The sequence below is a fragment of the Endoryza foliicola genome, assembly GCF_050589245.1.
Taxonomy (GTDB): domain Bacteria; phylum Bacteroidota; class Bacteroidia; order Chitinophagales; family Chitinophagaceae; genus Endoryza; species Endoryza foliicola.
Genome location: NZ_JBOBEW010000006.1, coordinates 328,175 through 346,706, shown reverse-complemented (window position 1 = coordinate 346,706; position 18,532 = coordinate 328,175). Strand labels below are relative to the sequence as shown.

General features: G+C 41.1%; 14 protein-coding genes. 10 read left to right on the top strand and 4 right to left on the bottom strand.

All coding sequences use genetic code 11. The features are described 5' to 3' along the window. The 3 genes from ACQ2HE_RS15510 to ACQ2HE_RS15500 form a co-directional block, all read right to left on the bottom strand. On the bottom strand, positions 1-1,129 hold a 1,129-nt coding region (locus tag ACQ2HE_RS15510), incomplete at its 3' end, for a hypothetical protein (RefSeq protein ID WP_430902467.1). An 80-nt stretch (positions 1,130-1,209) separates the two neighbouring features. After that, positions 1,210-2,637, bottom strand: a complete 1,428-nt coding sequence (locus ACQ2HE_RS15505; protein WP_430902466.1) for a hypothetical protein — start codon at positions 2,635-2,637, stop codon at positions 1,210-1,212. Between the two features lie 396 nt (positions 2,638-3,033). Further along, on the bottom strand, positions 3,034-4,083 hold the full coding sequence (locus ACQ2HE_RS15500) for a response regulator (protein ID WP_430901027.1): 1,050 nt from the start codon (positions 4,081-4,083) through the stop codon (positions 3,034-3,036). 149 nt (positions 4,084-4,232) lie between these two features. Between ACQ2HE_RS15500 and ACQ2HE_RS15495 the strand changes: the two genes are divergently transcribed. From ACQ2HE_RS15495 to ACQ2HE_RS15460, 8 genes are all read left to right on the top strand, one after another. Next, complete coding sequence (locus ACQ2HE_RS15495) at positions 4,233-6,641, top strand: heavy metal translocating P-type ATPase (protein WP_430901029.1); 2,409 nt, start codon at positions 4,233-4,235, stop codon at positions 6,639-6,641. A 230-nt stretch (positions 6,642-6,871) separates the two neighbouring features. After that, positions 6,872-7,039 (top strand): cbb3-type cytochrome oxidase assembly protein CcoS, encoded by a 168-nt coding sequence (ccoS, locus tag ACQ2HE_RS15490; RefSeq protein ID WP_430901031.1) that lies wholly within the window; start codon positions 6,872-6,874, stop codon positions 7,037-7,039. A 27-nt stretch (positions 7,040-7,066) separates the two neighbouring features. Next, the gene (ccoN, locus tag ACQ2HE_RS15485) at positions 7,067-9,226 is read left to right on the top strand and encodes a cytochrome-c oxidase, cbb3-type subunit I (protein WP_430901033.1); all 2,160 of its coding nucleotides are present in this window, start codon (positions 7,067-7,069) and stop codon (positions 9,224-9,226) included. A 17-nt stretch (positions 9,227-9,243) separates the two neighbouring features. Then, positions 9,244-9,402 carry a CcoQ/FixQ family Cbb3-type cytochrome c oxidase assembly chaperone gene (locus ACQ2HE_RS15480; RefSeq protein WP_430901035.1) on the top strand — a complete coding sequence of 53 codons (159 nt, stop codon included), beginning with the start codon at positions 9,244-9,246 and terminating at the stop codon, positions 9,400-9,402. A gap of 13 nt (positions 9,403-9,415) precedes the next feature. Beyond that, complete coding sequence (locus ACQ2HE_RS15475) at positions 9,416-10,606, top strand: cbb3-type cytochrome c oxidase N-terminal domain-containing protein (RefSeq protein WP_430901037.1); 1,191 nt, start codon at positions 9,416-9,418, stop codon at positions 10,604-10,606. Between the two features lie 12 nt (positions 10,607-10,618). Next, on the top strand, positions 10,619-12,067 hold the full coding sequence (gene ccoG, locus ACQ2HE_RS15470) for a cytochrome c oxidase accessory protein CcoG (RefSeq protein WP_430901039.1): 1,449 nt from the start codon (positions 10,619-10,621) through the stop codon (positions 12,065-12,067). 12 nt (positions 12,068-12,079) lie between these two features. Further along, a complete protein-coding gene (locus ACQ2HE_RS15465) occupies positions 12,080-12,523 on the top strand; it encodes a FixH family protein (protein WP_430901041.1) in 444 nt (147 codons plus the stop codon). A gap of 2 nt (positions 12,524-12,525) precedes the next feature. Then, positions 12,526-13,227 (top strand): sulfite exporter TauE/SafE family protein, encoded by a 702-nt coding sequence (locus ACQ2HE_RS15460; protein ID WP_430901043.1) that lies wholly within the window; start codon positions 12,526-12,528, stop codon positions 13,225-13,227. 62 nt (positions 13,228-13,289) lie between these two features. Here the strand turns inward: ACQ2HE_RS15460 and ACQ2HE_RS15455 are convergent, their stop codons facing one another. Further along, a complete protein-coding gene (locus ACQ2HE_RS15455) occupies positions 13,290-14,837 on the bottom strand; it encodes a sensor histidine kinase (protein WP_430902465.1) in 1,548 nt (515 codons plus the stop codon). Between the two features lie 651 nt (positions 14,838-15,488). Here ACQ2HE_RS15455 and trmD point away from each other — a divergent pair. Together trmD and ACQ2HE_RS15445 are read left to right on the top strand one after the other, a co-directional pair. Further along, positions 15,489-16,166, top strand: a complete 678-nt coding sequence (gene trmD / locus ACQ2HE_RS15450) for a tRNA (guanosine(37)-N1)-methyltransferase TrmD (protein ID WP_430901047.1) — start codon at positions 15,489-15,491, stop codon at positions 16,164-16,166. A gap of 92 nt (positions 16,167-16,258) precedes the next feature. Next, on the top strand, positions 16,259-18,442 hold the full coding sequence (locus tag ACQ2HE_RS15445) for a carbohydrate binding family 9 domain-containing protein (protein ID WP_430902464.1): 2,184 nt from the start codon (positions 16,259-16,261) through the stop codon (positions 18,440-18,442). The last annotated feature ends 90 nt before the right edge of the window (positions 18,443-18,532 follow it).

Sequence of the window (18,532 nt, the reverse complement as noted above, 5' to 3'; positions counted from 1 at the left end):
TAGTTTGAGTAAACGTATTTAGACTATTCAAACTATAGGATTTAACACTCTGCAAAAGTCTTTCATCAGGGAAACTACCTGGACTTAGATCTTGTCTAGTGTTTGCAACGCTTACAATATCGATAAATCCAACGATAGCGTTATTCTTCTTCAATGAAATCTTTTGAAGATACTTTCTTGATACGCTAACCGCAGGAGACAATGAGAATACAGAGCTGGGTGAAACTGAACCTGAGGTTCCAATTTTAATGCCCGTAGTCACTGCTCCGCTACCTAAATAAGATTGAAACAAAGTATGATTCTGGCTAGTTGTGTAATAAGTAAACTCAATTGTTTCTTTGCCATCAGGCGAGGTCATTTTCGTTAAATACCAACTGCTTGGATAGGAATAAGTCATCGGCTGTTGTACGGATGTAGTAGCGTCGTCCAATGTCATTGTAGAAACTTCTACTTCTCCAAACTCGTAGACCACCCCTTGTTCATCTGTTATTACAAACTTATTCAAATTGGATGTATTCCAATTAGCTGTGATCGAATGACTAATCTGTATATTGTCCTTTTCCTTTTTAAAAACAGATAAATCGGGTTTAATATAAAACTTGCCACTCTTACCATTCATGTTGAAATAGAAAACATCGGGCTGCACCTCTTTCAAACCTTTTTGAATAGAATCCATGAAATTATAGTTCGCGAAGAGATTATCTGTAGAAGGCAAATTCCAAGAATTATTTCCTGTGTAATAATTACCAATTAAATCCGGATTCCCCATCACACTCCGCGTAACAACACCGCCTGCTGAAAACGTCCAGCCCGCACCAGCCCATGTAGGAATATCTTGCGGTTTGAATCCAGAAGCACTGTACGAGAGACTTACTCCCACGCTCAACGATGCACCTTTCAAATCATCTAATGGAACGCTTATTCTCGGTGTACCAGTAAACAAACTTACAGGTACATTACCAAACTGCCCAAGCGCAGCGGCTTCAGGAGCGGGGGGCACTACCCGCTTCGCTTTAAACTCCATTTTTGAAACCGCTAATGCGTGATCCGCATCAGACCATGTGTTAGATTGAGCGAAAAGCTGTCCGCTTAGCAATAGAGCCGCAATAAATTGAACTAGTTTTAACATGATCTATATTCTTTAAAATAAACGCTTCTTACCTAAATAAGCGATAAAGTAACCTCCAAGTACTTCCTAATACGCTTATATCAAAAGGAATACCCTACCCGAAACAAAATTGGCTGCGTTTCGGGAACGTGTTGTCTGTATAAAAAATCAAATAACAATTTAATATCTGTCTTCATTTTCTTCTTTACAGCGATCTTCTTCGATAACCCCAATAACCCACTTTGTTGCCAGTAGTCGGTCTGTTTTAAAAGACTAATGTTTTCAATTCGCTGTCTATAATTTTGCTCATAACCTCCCGACAAATAAAAAGATCCTTTCAACCTCCAGTCAATGTAGGAGCGTAACCCCAAACCTTCATGTGTTATTTTAATATTACGAATATCCCTTCCCCACCCCAACTTATAACTAGCACCAAGTCCAATAACACTTCGATCATTTAGTTTAAATCCAAGTCCTAATCCGATATCTGAGGTGGTAGGCCAAAAGGGGGTGTTCCTCGTTGACTGAATATTAGCATTGTATTCAAGTCTTTTTGCAAAGGGTTTTCGGCGCATCGAATTCGGTGTAAAATCCGGTACTTCCATTTCAGAGTTACCCGATGTCATTTGACTCAATTTCTGTTTCAATTGCTTCAACTCTTGCTGAGCCTGTGTAATCTGTTGCTGAAGAGCGTTTATTTGAGCGGTGCTGGCACCTTGCAATTGGCCCTGGATCCCTTGCCGCACCATTGCAGTGGTTTGCAGACCTACTAATCCGGCGGCGGTCCCGATATTTCCATTATTAGGGAACAAAGAAGCTAGTTCAGAATGCTTGGAAAAAAACTCCGAAAACATCGGAACTTTTCGAATCACCTTTAACACCAACTCTTGTTGCTTTAATGGATCGTTCAATACCTGTTTGTAGTCTGCTACCATTTGACCATAATAATAATAGTCCTTGCTTAGCTTCTTTAGTTGTCGATCTAAGCCAAACTTTGTCGAATACTGCTTGAGCTGATTTCGTTGCTGCTTTAGAAATGCACCAACAGACCCGGCATCTTTATACGATTGCTTCAGTGATGAAATACTCTTAATTCCATTAGAAATGCTAGCCAACTTTTCATTAGATGAAATATCAAAATTCTTTGTAATGCAGGCTAGACCGGTTTCAAGGCTGTCGAGTTTAGTTAAGTAGTTGTCGAGTCCGAGTGTTTCAAGCCTTCCGGAGCGGAGTCTACTCTTCATTGCTGCATACTTCTCCTTGGATTCTTTGAGCAGCGAGTTTCCAAGAATAGAGTCCTTCAAAGCAATCTTACGCAGTGCCTTTTTTTCTATTCTTTCAAACTTATCTAATTGCTTTTGTGATTTTTTGTGAAGCTTCGATGCTAGCTTATCGGCTTTCGAGGAAAGCTTATCTATGGCTTTGTCGGAGAGACTTGCCAGCGTTGAATCAGTCTTTGCCACCTGGGCAGTAGATATCTGACTCAACAGCACCATGCATACAATTGTAAGCAAATGCCTGATTCGCATAAGAAGCTAGTAAAAGGTTTAAGGTTATTATATAACGTTACCGTTATAACTCAAATATACAAACGATACCAATACAAAAATCAACTAAATAATTTATTAACATTTGCTAATGGTTAACACTTATCGAGTGAGTTAAGAAAAGCTTGTTTTGAGTTGTCTAAAAAAAGAATTCCCACCGAAATAGCCATCAAATAAATGCCTTGAATTAAAATAAAATTGAATATTACTTTACACTTTAAGAATCCTAGCCCAGTCTTGGTCTTCGGAATCTAGAATACTTGCTGTACTATAAGGAAAAGATGTCTTCATTTACGAAGTATAAGATAAATACCTAAGTCTTAGTTTTAAATTAATCCGAAACTGTAATGTAACCAACTAAGAAAATCCTTCTCAATCCTAGTACAAAAGGTTCTTCAGTTTCTCCTCATTCGCAATTCGAATCTTTCCTTCTTTAATTTCAACCAATCCCTCTGATTTGAAATCGCTGAGGGTACGGATAAGAGACTCCGTGGCTGTGCCCACGTATTGGGCAATGTCTTCGCGAGAAATATCAATTTGTTGGTGCCCACTGGCTTTGTTGAATTTTTCATGAATGCTCACCAGGGCTTTGGCTACCCTTTTGCGGAGCGAATCGTAAGCTAGATGCAGAAGACGATCTTCTTTTTCTTTCACATCATGAGTAATGAGCTTAATGAACTTGCCCGCAATAGAAATATCTTTATAAACCGCATCTAAGAAATCATCTTTAGGAATAGCCACTACCTCTGCATCTTCCAATACTTCAGCACTGTCTTCATAGCTGGAATTCTCCAACAAAGCAGTATATCCTAAGAAGTCGCCTTCACTGTATAAATTGGTAATGTATTCCTTCCCGTCTTCATGCACTTTAAAGGTTTTCACTTTCCCTGCTTTCACGAAGTACAAGAACTTTGGTCTTTTAGTTTCTGAATAAATCAATTGCTTTTTTGCATGGAAACTGCTGTCGTACTGATCGGGATTGAGCGTAATGATGCCGCTTTCATTCAAGTTCTTCAACAAGTTATTTACCGAACCTGCTGCACTGGCTTCTTTCAATAAATCGGATTTCTTCAATCTGATTTCAATGGCATTCAACAATTCAATATCATCAAAGGGTTTTGTGATATAATCGTCGGCTCCCATTTCCATACCTTTTCTAAAATCGGAACGTTCTGTTTTAGCAGTAAGAAAGATAAATGGAATGTTCTCTGTAGCGCTGTTCTTTTTCAATAAATGGAGGACTCCGTAACCGTCGAGATCCGGCATCATGATATCACATACAATTAAATCGGGCTGGTCTTGCATGGCCGATTCAACGCCTTTTTTCCCATTGGGAGCTGTGGCTACTTGATAGCCTGCTAACGTTAAAATTTCGGCTGTGTTTTCTCTGATGTCTGTATTATCGTCGATTACTAGAATTTTTCGCATAACAGCTATTTATTATATTAAATCCGATCTCTTCAAAATTAAACAATATTTCCTTTGCCCTCAGTAAATTGACGAATATCAAGAATTGGTTTGACGTGGCTCATTTCTTTCCCTTTTTAGGAAAAATACCTTCGCCCAAACTGATTTTTATGGCAAGTGTTACGGCCGGCTCTACTACAACCTGCGCGCATTGCGGCGAATCTTGTACCACCAACGATTTGATGTGGACAGACAAACATTTCTGCTGCGATGGATGCAAAATGGTGTATCAACTGTTGCAAAAGAACGGATTGTGCGAATACTACTCACTCAATAACAACCCGGGAATCAACCAACGTAAGCAAGTACGTTCAGGGAAATTCGCCTTCCTAGACGATGCCGAAATCAGTAACAAATTGATTCAATTCAAAGACAGCAGTCAGGTTCATGTGAACTTCTATCTCCCACAAATGCATTGCAGTAGTTGTTTATACTTATTAGAACACCTGCACCAAATGGAACCTGCCATCATTCAATCGAAAGTAAATTTTGTAAGCAAAGAAGTGGTGGTGGTATTTGATCCTTCTCAATTCAGTATAAGAAAAACAGCCGAATTGCTTACTGCTATTGGGTATGAGCCTTATATCAGTTTAAACGACCTAAAAGAACGCAAATCCAAATTCAACAAAGCGCTGATTTATCCATTGGGCGTAGCCGGATTTTGCTTCGCCAATATCATGCTTTTGAGCTTTCCGGAATACCTTGGGTTGGAAGACGCGGAGAAACAGCTCCAGGGCATCTTCCGATTGATTAATGTATTGCTCTCACTTCCGGTAGTATTCTTCAGTGCTACCCCATTTTACAAAAGCGGTTGGAAAGCGCTGCGTCATGGCTACTTGAACATCGATGCTCCTATTGCGCTGGCAACCATTGTAACGTTCATCAGAAGTATGTACGAAGTGACTACAGGTACCGGTTCCGGCTACTTTGATTCCATGACAGGAATCGTTTTCTTCATGCTCATTGGTCGGGTGCTTCAAGACAAAACCTACGAACAACTTTCATTTGAAAGAGATTATACCAGCTATTTCCCCATCGCAGTAACAGTTTTAACGGAAGAAGGAGAAAAACCAACTTCTTTACCCAATATTAAAAACGGCGACACCATTAAGATCCACAACGAAGAACTGATACCGGCCGACGGTATTTTAACCCGAGGCAAAGCGCTGATTGATTATAGTTTTGTGACAGGGGAAAGCGTGCCTGTTTTGAAAGAAATGGGAGAAATCATCTACGCCGGTGGCAAACAAACAGGTGGCGCCATTGAGCTATTGGTGATCAAAGAAGTGACCCAGAGCTATCTCACCAAACTTTGGTCGGGTGATCAATTCAAAGAAACAGAAACCTCAAAACGTCATTCTTTTGTAGATGCCTTGAGCCGCTATTTCACGGTGGGACTGTTTTCTTTGGCAATTGGAGCCGGCATCTATTGGTGGTTGAATGATCCTACAAAAATGTGGCATGTGATCAGTTCTATTTTGATTGTGGCCTGCCCCTGCGCCTTACTGCTTTCCAATACGTTTACCAATGGAAATATCTTACGCATTATGGGGAGAAAGAAGATGTACATGCGCAATGCCATGGCCATTGAACAACTATCTGAGATCACCCATATTGTATTCGATAAAACCGGCACCATTACCAATCCAAAAGAGCAGGAAATACACTACACCGGAAAAGAGCTTTCACACAACCAGATCAAACAATTGATATCCTTGGCTGCTCAATCGAGTCACCCGCTAAGCAAATCCATTGTTCGCTATTTTGGTCAGTACAGTCCAAACATGTCTGTGACGGGCTATCAAGAATTACCCGGAAAAGGCATAGAAGGATTTGTAGACAATGAATTGGTAGCCTTGGGCTCTAAAAGTTACATTACCGGTCAAAACGATAAATACGACCCAAGCACCCAAGTGTGGATTGCATTCGAGAATACTGCACTTGGCTATTTCACCATCCAAAACAAGTATCGTGAGGGCTTGCCGAAACTAATGCAAGATTTGGGCAGGAACTATAAAATATCAATTTTATCCGGTGATCATTCCGGAGAAAAAAACAGATTGGAAAAAATGATCCCGAAGGGCTCTCATTTATTGTTTGAACAAAGTCCACAAGACAAACTGAGCTATATTCAGAGCCTTCAATCGAAGGGAGAAAAAGTAATGATGATTGGCGACGGACTAAACGATGCGGGGGCCTTAAAGAAAAGCGATATTGGCATCGCCCTCACCGACGATAGTAACAATTTTACTCCAGCCAGCGATGCCATTCTAGAAGCTTCACAATTAAAAGCGTTGCCTCAATTCATCAAGCTCAGTATTGCCAATAAAAGAATTGTGTGGACAGCCTTTATTGTAAGCATTATCTACAATTCCATTGGTCTTACCATTGCAGCTAAGGGACTTCTCTCTCCAATGGTTGCCGCTATTCTTATGCCTGCCAGTACTATTAGCATTCTGCTGATCACATTCGGCTTGAGTAATGTGGCGGGGAAGAGGCTGTTTACTAACCACAAATAATTAAGTTTTTGAGTGGTTTAGTTGTTGAGTAGTAAAAACTCAAAATATTGCTATGTTATATAAAAGGCTCTTGATGCAAGAGCCTTTTTTGTTTGATACTAAAGAACTAAAAACTAAACAACTTAAAAACTTGTCTCTTAACTGACCAAAGTCATCTTTTCCTTTGAGACCTGTCATTTATCAAGCCGGCATCCATAGATAGCTTTACACCCGATTCTAAATTTCAATCTATGAGTGCTATCATCATCCTACTAGTCGTCAGTATATCGGTTGCCAGCCTCTTCCTCTTTGCGTTTTTGTGGAGTGTGAAGTCGGGGCAATACGACGACGAGCTTTCGCCTCCACTCCGAATGTTATTCGATGACAAACCCAAAGAATCCACTTCCACCAAGCAATAACCAATACCAACATAGAAACTAAATTGTATGCAATTAGAAAAGTTTTATTACGACAACAAGATTGTGAAAGCCTTTGGCTTTGCTACTGTTCTTTGGGGAATTGTAGGCATGCTAGCAGGGCTGTTGGTAGCGATCCAGTTTTACTATCCGGCCGCTACGTTCAATTTTGCCCCTACCACCTTTGGTAGATTGAGACCTGTACACACCAATGCTGTCATTTTCGCCTTCGTGGGAAATGGTATGTTCGCCGGTGTTTATTATTCATTGCAACGCCTTTGTAAGGCTCGTATGTTCAGCGACAAACTGAGCTGGCTTCATTTCTGGGGTTGGCAAAGTATCATTGTAGCTGCGGCACTCACCTTATTCGCCGGATTTACTACCGGAAAAGAATACGCTGAGTTAGAATGGCCGGTTGACATCATGATCACCCTTGTTTGGGTGGTATTTGGTATCAACTTATTTGGCACCATTATTAAGCGCCGTGAGAAGCACTTGTACGTAGCCATTTGGTTTTACATTGCCACTTGGGTTACCGTTGCCATGCTTCACATCGTGAACTCTTTTGAAATTCCTGTATCCTTATTCAAAAGCTATAGCATGTATGCGGGTGTTCAAGACGCCCTTGTACAATGGTGGTATGGTCACAACGCGGTAGCGTTTTTCCTTACTACTCCAATTTTGGGTATCATGTACTATTTCCTGCCAAAAGCAGCAAATCGTCCGGTTTACTCTTACCGTCTTTCTATCATTCACTTCTGGGCGCTCATTTTTATCTATATCTGGGCTGGCCCACACCACTTATTATACACCGCTTTACCCGATTGGGCACAATCTCTCGGATCAGTATTCTCTGTGATGCTCATCTTCCCAAGTTGGGGTGGTATGTTGAACGGTCTGTTCACATTAAGAGGTGCATGGGATAAAGTTCGTGAAGAACCCGTATTGAAATTCTTTGTGGTAGCTGTTACCTGTTATGGTATGAGCACCCTTGAAGGTCCCTTATTAAGTATCAAGAGCATCAATGCCATTTCCCACTTTACCGATTGGACCATTGCACACGTACACATTGGCGGTTTGGGATGGAATGGATTTATTGCCTTTGGTATGCTGTACTATTTGATACCAAAGATGTGGAACACTCCTTTGTACAGTAAAAAATTAGCAACCAATCACTTTTGGCTGGGAACGATTGGTATTGTGATCTATGCAGTACCGATGTATTGGGCAGGGTTTACTCAAGCACAGATGTGGAAGACCTTTACAGAAGAAGGTACCTTGAAGTTCCAGTTCTTGGAAACAGTAACGCACATCATCCCTATGTACATCACTCGTAGTATTGGTGGATTGTTGTACCTCGTTGGTGCATTGATCATGGTGTACAACCTAGTTAAAACTGCGAAACAAGGAAGCTTTATTGCAAACGAAGAAGCTGAAGCAGCTCCTCTTCATGACGAAGTACCTCACGGTAAACGTCACTGGCACAGCTGGATTGAAAGCCGCCCTCTTACCATGTTAGTATTCAGTTTGATTCTTGTAGCAATTGGTGGATTGTTGGAATTGGTTCCTACTTTCTTAATAAAATCAAACGTTCCTACCATCGCCAGTGTGAAACCTTATACACCGCTTGAATTGCAAGGAAGAGACATTTATGTGAGAGAAGGTTGTTATACCTGCCACTCTCAAATGGTTCGTCCGTTCCGCGATGAAGTAAAACGTTACGGTGAATATTCAAAAGCCGGTGAATTTGTGTACGACCATCCATTCCAATGGGGTAGTAAACGTAGCGGACCCGATTTAGCTCGTGAAGGAGGCAAGAACCCGAACAGCTGGCATTTCATGCACATGTTCGATCCACGTCAAACCGACGAAAACTCCATCATGCCGGCTTACGCTTGGTTATACAAGAATGATCTAGATATAGAATCTACCCCAGCAAAAATCAGAGCCATGCAAACATTAGGGGTTCCTTATGAAGCAGGCTATGATCAAAAGGCAACAGCAGAACTAGAAAAACAAGCAAAGGAAATTGAAAAAGACCTGAGTAGCGATGATAAAGTACGCAAGCTGATCCTTATGGAAAACATGCAGGATTTGCATAAGAAAGAAATAGTGGCATTGATCGCTTACTTGCAACGCTTGGGCAAAGACATCAAATTGGCTCCTAAAGCAGAAACCGCATCTAATTAACCATCAAAAACAGCAGTATGAAATTCGTTCATTATCTCGAAAAAATACGCCACGTTGATGTGTATGCGCTTAGTTCTTTTGCCATTTTCGCAGCCATTTTTTTGGCAGCACTGGTTTATGTGGTGAAAACGCCTAAGAAAACCTTCGACAAACTCAGTGAAATTCCTTTAGACTAAAAAACACAACACTATGTTGCTAAACTTCTTAAAACATCGATATACAAAACGGAGCTTTTTAGCCACCGTAGCAGCTGTGATCGCCTCTCCTGTTTGGGCAGCCGGTCCACCTGCAAAGCAAAGCATCTCTGATCCCGTAGTAATATCACTGGTGCTCCTAAGTCTTTTGCTTTTATTAGTTATTGGCATTCTTGCAAATGTATTGTTGGGTGCTGCCAAATACGAAGTAGAAGAATACAAAAAGAAGAATGTACCCAAAGTCGCTGCAGTACTTGCCATCGGCTTACTTACAAGCATTTCAAGTTTTGCCCAGGATACTAAAGACGCTGCAGCTGCAGCAGTAGCTGACGATGGCTTGATCGCCGGAATGGACAGCACTACTTTCTATTTGCTAATGGGAGTGCTGGCACTCGAAACTTTGGTAATCGTGTTTCTTTTGTTGCAATTGAAAGGCGTAATCAAACGTATCAAGTACAGTTCAGTAGTGGCAACAGAATCAGGTGAAGTAGTAGAAGCTGCCGGCAAAAAGCCCGGTCTTAGCTGGTGGGATAAATTCAACAGCTTCCGTCCGGCAGAACAGGAAGCCGATATCGACCTCGGCCATGATTACGATGGTATCCGTGAATTGGACAACCGTCTCCCACCTTGGTGGTTGTGGGGATTCTACATCACCATTGTTGCTGCAGGCATTTACTTATACCGTTATCACGTTGCACACAGCGCTCCTTTGAGTGCCGAAGAATTGGCAATTGAAATGAAAGCAGCTGATGCAAGACAAGCGGAGTATCTTAAAAAAGCCGCTAATAATGTAGACGAAAGCAATGTGAAAGTGTTGACTGCTTCTACAGATCTCGATGCCGGCAAAACCCTGTTCATTCAGAACTGTACCGTTTGTCATGGTAAGAACGCTGAAGGAATGGTTGGCCCGAATCTCACTGATGATTACTGGATCCATAGCGGTAGCGTTAGCGATATTTTCAAATCAATAAAATATGGCTGGCCCGATAAAGGGATGAAAAGCTGGAAAGACGATCTAACCCCTAATCAAATGGCGCAGTTGTCAAGTTATATCCTCAGTTTAAAAGGAACCAATCCTGCGAATGCAAAAGCACCTCAAGGAGAATTGTATAAAGACGCGCCTGCTATTGCAGACTCGGCTGCGGGAGCAAAAGATACTGCTTTAGCTCCGGCCGTAACAAAATAAATTCCTTGCAAAATGCAAACAACCAACTCAAAAGATCAACTTACTCAAAAAGCACCTTCTCTTCAATTTGAAGAGGAGGTGACTTTTCGTGATAGAATTGCAACTGTAGACGAAAAAGGGAAAAGAAAATGGCTCTTCCCTCAACGTCCCAAAGGCCGATTCTATACTACCAGAACTATTGTCAGCTATTTGTTCTTCATTATTTTCTTTACTATACCCTTCATTTATATCAACGGGAGACCGCTCTTTCTTTTCAACGTAACGCAAGCTAAATTCATCCTATTTGGAAAAGTGTTTTGGCCTCAAGACTTTTTCATCTTCGGACTTACTATGATTACGTTCATCGTATTCATCATCTTATTTACCGCTGCTTTTGGTCGATTGTTCTGTGGATGGGTATGTCCTCAAACTGTTTTCATGGAAATGTTCTTTAGAAAAATCGAATATTTCATTGAGGGCGATGCAGGGAAACAAAAAGCAATGGCCAATGGTCCTTGGGATACCGAGAAAATTCTCCGCAAAGGTGCAAAACATCTAGTGTTCTTTTTAATGAGCTTTGTGATAGCCAATTTCTTCCTGTCGTACATTATTGGAGGAAAAGAACTTTGGAAGATCATAACAGAGCCTGTTACACAACATATTCCGGGACTCATGAGTTTGACCATCTTCTCTTTCGTTTTCTATGGTGTATATGCCTATTTCAGAGAGCAAGCCTGTACAGTAGTATGCCCTTATGGTCGTTTACAAAGTGTATTGCTCGATAAGAACTCAATGATAGTTGCTTACGACTATAAGAGAGGTGAACCAAGAGGAAAAGTAAATAAAAAGGAAGAAAGAACGATTGGGGATTGTATTGATTGCTTTCAATGCGTAAGGGTTTGTCCAACCGGAATTGATATCCGTAACGGCACCCAGTTAGAATGCGTTGGTTGCACTGCCTGTATTGACGCTTGCGATAATGTAATGGATAAAATCAACAAACCTAGGGGTTTGGTTCGTTACGCATCTGAAAACGGAATCGCGAATGGAGAAAAACTCCATTATACAACGCGAATGAAATTATACACCGTTCTCTTAGGAATATTATTAACCATTCTCAGCTTCTTGCTTTTTACCAGAAAAGACGTAGACGCTACTGTAATGAGAGCCCCAGGGCAATTGTATCAAGACCGTGGGCAAGACAGCGTGATGAATTTGTACAATATCAAAATTGCTAATAAAACCGTGGAAGAAGTGCCACTTACAATCAGAATTGAAAACATGGGTGGTTCAGTGGAAATCATTGGCTCCAAACATATAATTCCGGTTAAGAAAGAAGGTCAGGGTTCGGGCTCCTTCTTTGTCATTCTTCCAAAGCAATCCATCCGCGAAAGAAAAACTGAAATAAAATTAGGACTATACGAGGGAGATAAACTGATTGACGTGGTGAAAGCCAATTTCCTTGGTCCTGTTTCAAGATAAAACCTATTTGTTATGAGTATTAGTTGGGGAAATAGAATATTATTGACACTTATTGTTTTTGTAAGCTTAATGGGAACACTTGCTTACAAGGCTATCAACACTACCTACGAACTAGTGTCGCCTGAATATTACAAGGATGAATTGGCGTATCAAAAAACCATTGATGCCAATAACAATTCCAATCAACTCACAGAGAAATTACACTTTAATTTAACGGATGGTGCACTGCAGCTTGTTGTTCCAAGCGAGCAATCCGATAAAGCATTTACTGCAACAGCGTATTTCTATTGTGCTGATCATACCGCCTTCGATAAAACCGTTACCATTAACTACCAACCAGGTCAACCATTTAGTATTCCTGCTACTGAATTAAAAGGAAGCTCATATACAGTTAAATTGAACTGGACATTCAATAACACTGCCTATTACAACGAGCAACAAATTCGAATCAGATGATTATGCAAATCATTATAGCAGGATTTGGGCTAGGCCTCTTGAGCAGCTTTCATTGCATCGGTATGTGCGGGCCACTTGCGCTAGCATTACCAATACACCATTATTCTCCCTTAAAAAGAATGTTGGCTTTAACGCTTTATCACAATGGGAGAATACTCACTTATACGACACTTGGAATTGTACTGGGCTTGAGCAGTAGTAGTTTAATATTGGTAGGTTGGCAACAAGCTATTTCTATTATCTCCGGAATCTTTATCCTTATTGCCACCGTTTATTACTACTGGATCAGCAAACGATGGCAGCCATCTTTTATGAACCGCTATCATGTATTGGTACAAAAGATGATGAGCTCATTCTTGAAATCCGAGCACCCCCTTGCTTTCCTCGGGTTGGGCATGGCAAACGGCCTATTGCCTTGCGGAATGGTGTATGTAGCCATTGCAGGTGCTCTCACAACGGGAACCGTGTTCGGTGGTGGACTGTTTATGTTTAGCTATGGATTAGCCACCGTGCCTGCTATGATTTTACTTACCTGGGCCGGACTCAGAGTAGATATAAGCGTTAGAAATCAATTAAAAAAATTAATGCCGGTAATGATCAGTGCTGTTGCCATTATTTTAATACTAAGGGGATTGAATTTGGGAATCCCGTTTATAAGTCCGGCGCTAGCCTCTCATCAAGGAGATGCGATTTTATGCCACTAAACCCAAAACACATTTCAAGCCTTAGAACTATAGCCATGCTTTCAAAAAAAGTGTGGCTTTTTTTATACCGGGATAATGATTCTTATAGTGGTTCCTTTTTCTAATTCACTTTCGAGCTGCACTTCACCCTTCAACAGATCTACGTAACGTTTTACAATATGCAAACCCAATCCGGTACCTTGAATATTCTCTACATTCCGTCCTCTGAAGAAACTGGTGAATAAGTGTTGCTGATCTTCTTTGGAAATACCAATACCCTGATCGGCCACAGACAAATGTAGTTGCTGGTCTTTCACAAATGCCCCAATGGTTACTGTACTATTAGGATTGGAAAACTTGATTGCATTGCTGATAAGATTGATGAGAATATTTTTAACCAATTTTTTATCACTGTTAATAGCAGGAAACTGGGAACATTCAGCTTGAATTTTAATTCCATCTTTTAGCAACACTTTCATTTCTTCCATTACATCTTCTAAAAATTCTTTCATTTCAAAGGGAGCAAGCGTTGCTTCTATCCTTCCTTCTTCAAGGCGACCTAAACTTAGGAAGTCTTCCAACAAATCGTTCAGGTGTTTAACCGAATCTTTGATTTTAGTTATATGTCGATCTCTATTTGCTTGTTCTTCTTCTTTCTGATACTTTCCAATAAGTGAAGCGGAAGAAAGAATGGAGCTCAATGGTGTTCTAAATTCATGGGATGCCATTGACACGAAGCGAGATTTAATTTCACTCAATTCCTTTTCTTTACTCAATGCTTCACTTAGGTCTTGTTGCGACCGTTCCAGTTCTTGCAATGCTTCTTGTAGAATCAGCGTGCGTTCTTTTACTTTATTTTCCAACTGCGAATTCAAGATTCGAATTTCATTGGAAACGCGTTCCAACTCTTCTCTTTGTGCAATCATTCGCTTTTCAGCTTCTTTACGCTGAGTGATGTCGATCACAAAAGCAATTACGTAGCTTTCATTTTGAAGTTTGTAATGGCTCAAGCTGATCTCTACCGGGAATTCAACCCCGTTCTTATCAAGAGCGTACAAGTCGCGTCCATGTCCCATACTTCTGTTAGAGGGCGCTGCATGAAAATGATCGCGGTATTTATCGTGATTGGGAGTGAAACGCTTGGGTATTAGGTCCTCCACTTTCTTCCCGATCATTTCTTCTTTGGTGTATTTAAACAAATTTGCCCCTGCCGGATTCACCAAAATGATCTCACCTTTTTTATTGGTCAATAGAATTCCTTCCGTCGCAAATTCGAAAAGTGCGTTGAGCTGCAATTGCTCTCCTTCCATAGCGCGGTACAATTTCTTTACATACAGCACTGCAATTACTGCCAACAATATAATAATAGCTGAGAATAAATGCTGCATTATTATTTGCTGGTTGCTCATGCCTTCATGCTCGTAAAAGGTGGCTACAAAAACCAACACAATTGCCGCCACTCCAAAAGCAATGGTATAGCGATCGTCTTTTAGAAAAACAGTCAACATGATAACGGTAATCAAACCCGAATCAAAAAAGCTAAAGTTGGGCTGAATGAATTGTAACACCCCTGTGCAAATCGTAACAATTGCACAGAATAAGAAGACGGTTAATGGCTTTTCTTTGAACATAAGTGGTAGGGCGAAGGTAAGAAAGAAGAAGGGAGGTAATTAATAATTAATAATGGAGGAGATACAAAGAAGGAGGAGGGGCAGGAACAGGGGGAATACAGGAACGAGGATAAGAGGAAACGAGGAGACGAGGTAAAGAGGAAACGAAGAATACTCTTTGCGACACCTTCGCGGACTTGGCGTTCTTTGCGGTGAACAGAAGATGCAAGAAAGAACAGGAAGAAGAGCAGGGGGAATGACAGGAGCGAGGATAAGAGGAAACGAGGAAATACAGGACGCAAAAAATGTTTATCAATATACGAAATGATTGTAGCTGAGGTCCGCCGTCGATTTATCGCGTTGAATGAAAGACATGATACGTATGTACTGCTAACGCTGCGTTATCGCTGCGACCGCTGCGCCGGTTCCTGAGCTTGTCGAAGGACGCCGCGGTGAACAGAAAATTTATAGAAAGAACAGGAAGAAGAACAGGGGGGAATGCAGGAGCGAGGATGAGAGGAAACGAGGAAGCTAGGAAAACTCTTTGCGACACCTTTGCGGACTTGGCGTTCTTTGCGGTGAACAGAAAACTCTTTGCGACACCTTTGCGGTCTTGGCGGTCTTTGCGGTGAACAGAACTGACGGTTACCACGAATTAGCTATTTTTGCAGCATGCGTATTGACATCATCAGCGTAATGCCGGAATTAATGGAAAGTGCTTTTTCTCATTCAATCATGAAAAGAGCGCAGGAGAAAGAACTGTTGTATGTTCATACCCATCAATTGCGTGAGTGGGCGGTGAATGAATACGGACAGGTAGACGACTACCAATACGGTGGTGGTGCCGGAATGGTAATGATGTGCGAGCCCCTAGCCAAAGCCATCGAAAGCCTGAAGAGCGAACGGCAGTACGATGAAATCATTTACATGACACCCGATGGCCAAACCTTTGATCAACCCATGGCCAATCAACTTTCGCTGAAAAATAACCTCATGATCATTTGCGGACACTACAAAGGCATCGATCAACGCATCCGCGACCATTACATTACAAAAGAAATTTCCATCGGCGATTTTGTGTTGAGCGGCGGTGAATTAGCCGCAGCAGTAGTTGTAGACGCCATTGGACGAATTATCCCGGGTGTACTCAACAACGAAACCTCTGCCTTATTCGATTCTTTTCAGGACAAGCTCCTGGCCTCGCCCGTTTATACCCGCCCTGCCGATTTCAACGGCTGGAAAGTGCCCGACATCCTTTTAAGCGGAGATCTTAAAAAAATTGATGAGTGGCGATACGAACAAAGTATAGAGCGTACAAAGCAGCGCAGGCCTGATCTTCTCGACGAATAGTCGGATTTTTTTTAATATTTTCGAGGGCCTTAATCAACCAATCAACTCGAAAAACACCAATGTTTTGTAGAAAGCTGACATGGCTGCTCATAATGCTATGTCCCCTCATTAGTATAGCCCAGTCCACTCCTTCTTATCAGGATCAATACCAACTCCATATTAAGAAGGCATCTAAACCTGTTAAAATTGATGGGGTGCTCGATGACGCCGCTTGGGCTGAAGCAACCGTTAGTTCCGACTTCATTCGCAAATATCCCAACGATCTCGTAAATGCAAAACGCAGAACTGTTGCCAAAGTAAGCTTTGACGACAATTTTATCTACTTTGCTTTCATCGCCTATGATACTTCTCACCACGTTGTTCAAAGCTTAAAAAGAGACGGAGGCCACGAAACCAATGACGCCGTAGGGATCATTCTCGATCCTATGAACCAACGAACCACCGGCTTCTTTTTTGTTGTGAACGCATTCAATACTCAAACCGATGATCAATTAGATGGTACTTCTCAACCCTTGAGTTTGAGTTGGGATAACAAATGGTTCTCCGCCACCAAACGCTTGGCCGATCATTGGATCGCAGAAATTGCCATTCCCTTTAAAACCATTCGCTATTCAAATGAAAAATTAAAATGGGGATTGAATTTTCTTAGAAGTGATTTGAAAGAAAATGAATACACCACCTGGACTCGAATGCCGATCAACTTTAAATCGTATGATTTAGGTTATACGGGAAGTTTGATTTGGGACAATCCTCCTCCCCCTACAACAGGGAATATCTCGTTTATTCCCTATGTTACCGGCGGCGCTAATGAAGATAAAGAAAATGGCGAAGCCTTGAAAGGAACAGCCAATGCGGGTTTCGATGCAAAAATTGGACTCACTTCTTCTTTGAATTTAGATTTAACCGTAAACCCCGATTTCTCTCAAATTGAAGTAGACCAACAAGTAACCAATCTAACACGCTTTAATATCTTCTTGCCTGAAAGAAGAACCTTCTTTTTGGAAAACGCTGATCTTTTTGCAGGATACGGCATTCCTCCCATTCGACCTTTCTATTCAAGAACCATTGGATTGGACAACAATGGCAATAGAATTCCTATCTACGGTGGAGCTAGAATAAGCGGGAACATTGCTTCTCGAACACGCATCGGAGTTATGAACATGCAAACAGGAAGAAAAGATGAATTTGCATCTCAGAACTATACCGCAGTATCTGTAAACCAAGGATTTTTTAAACGCTCCTTGTTTAGAGCCTACTTCTTGAACCATCAAGCATTTATGACAGCCTCTGAAAAGGCCATCAAACCAATGGACCAATATGGAAGAAATGCCGGTTTCGACATGAACTTTGCGAACCTCAAAGGAACTTGGAGCGGCTGGATTTCTCACAATCAAAGCTGGAAACCCAATATCAACGACAAATCGGGCTATTCCTCTTTTGGTTTTGAACACAATACCGCCAATTTCGGTTTTGTATTGGATGCCACTAATGTGGGCACCAATTATTATACAGATATGGGCTATGTGCAACGAATCGAAAACTATGATGCATTAAGAGATACTTCCATCAGAGTTGGGTTCAAACACTTGTTTACGGAAATGACCTACCGAATTAATCCAAAGCAAGGCAATATTCTGCGTCATACATTTCAACTATCAAATTACAACGTTCATAATCCGAACAATACATTCAATGAGAACAATACGGAATTCAGCTACCGCTTTGAAATGAAGAACACTTCGGGTGTAGAATTGTCAGGGTCGCACACTATTGTAGACTTGCTGTTCCCAATTAGCTTTACAGACGCTACACCTATTCCGGCTCAAGTTTACAATTACAGTCAAACAAAATTGACTTATAGTTCTGATATCAGAAAAAAATTCAATTTTGCTGCGGGAGTTGGGGGCGGAACCTTATTCAATGGTACCTATCAACAAATTGTAACCAAGTTTGTTTTGCGTTCTCAGCCCTTACTTAATTTGAGTATTTCTTTCGAGTACAATAAACTGAAATTTCCCGGTAATTATGGTAGCACTGAATTATTCTTAATTGCGCCCCGAGCGGAAATCAATTTCTCTACCACTCTTTTCTGGACCACCTTTGTTCAATACAACACTCAACGAAACAACTTTAATATCAACAGTAGGTTCCAATGGCGTTACAAACCAATGAGTGATCTGTTCATCGTTTATACCGACAACTATTTCACTGATCCTTTCTTCAAAAACAAGAACCGTGCAATTGTATTCAAGTTGAATTATTGGTTGAATCTATAAAAACAGGAAGAAGAGAGTAATTAAGAATTAAGAGTTAAGAATTAAACAGCCCTATACATGTGCAAGGACGAGGGTGAATATTAGGGATGA

Coding starts and splice junctions, on each gene's coding strand:
- ACQ2HE_RS15505 (WP_430902466.1), bottom strand. CDS start 2,637: ATGCGAATCAGGCATTTGCTTACAATTGTATGCATGGTGCTGTTGAGT.
- ACQ2HE_RS15500 (WP_430901027.1), bottom strand. CDS start 4,083: ATGCGAAAAATTCTAGTAATCGACGATAATACAGACATCAGAGAAAAC.
- ACQ2HE_RS15495 (WP_430901029.1), top strand. CDS start 4,233: ATGGCAAGTGTTACGGCCGGCTCTACTACAACCTGCGCGCATTGCGGC.
- ccoS (WP_430901031.1), top strand. CDS start 6,872: ATGAGTGCTATCATCATCCTACTAGTCGTCAGTATATCGGTTGCCAGC.
- ccoN (WP_430901033.1), top strand. CDS start 7,067: ATGCAATTAGAAAAGTTTTATTACGACAACAAGATTGTGAAAGCCTTT.
- ACQ2HE_RS15480 (WP_430901035.1), top strand. CDS start 9,244: ATGAAATTCGTTCATTATCTCGAAAAAATACGCCACGTTGATGTGTAT.
- ACQ2HE_RS15475 (WP_430901037.1), top strand. CDS start 9,416: ATGTTGCTAAACTTCTTAAAACATCGATATACAAAACGGAGCTTTTTA.
- ccoG (WP_430901039.1), top strand. CDS start 10,619: ATGCAAACAACCAACTCAAAAGATCAACTTACTCAAAAAGCACCTTCT.
- ACQ2HE_RS15465 (WP_430901041.1), top strand. CDS start 12,080: ATGAGTATTAGTTGGGGAAATAGAATATTATTGACACTTATTGTTTTT.
- ACQ2HE_RS15460 (WP_430901043.1), top strand. CDS start 12,526: ATGCAAATCATTATAGCAGGATTTGGGCTAGGCCTCTTGAGCAGCTTT.
- ACQ2HE_RS15455 (WP_430902465.1), bottom strand. CDS start 14,837: ATGTTCAAAGAAAAGCCATTAACCGTCTTCTTATTCTGTGCAATTGTT.
- trmD (WP_430901047.1), top strand. CDS start 15,489: ATGCGTATTGACATCATCAGCGTAATGCCGGAATTAATGGAAAGTGCT.
- ACQ2HE_RS15445 (WP_430902464.1), top strand. CDS start 16,259: ATGCTATGTCCCCTCATTAGTATAGCCCAGTCCACTCCTTCTTATCAG.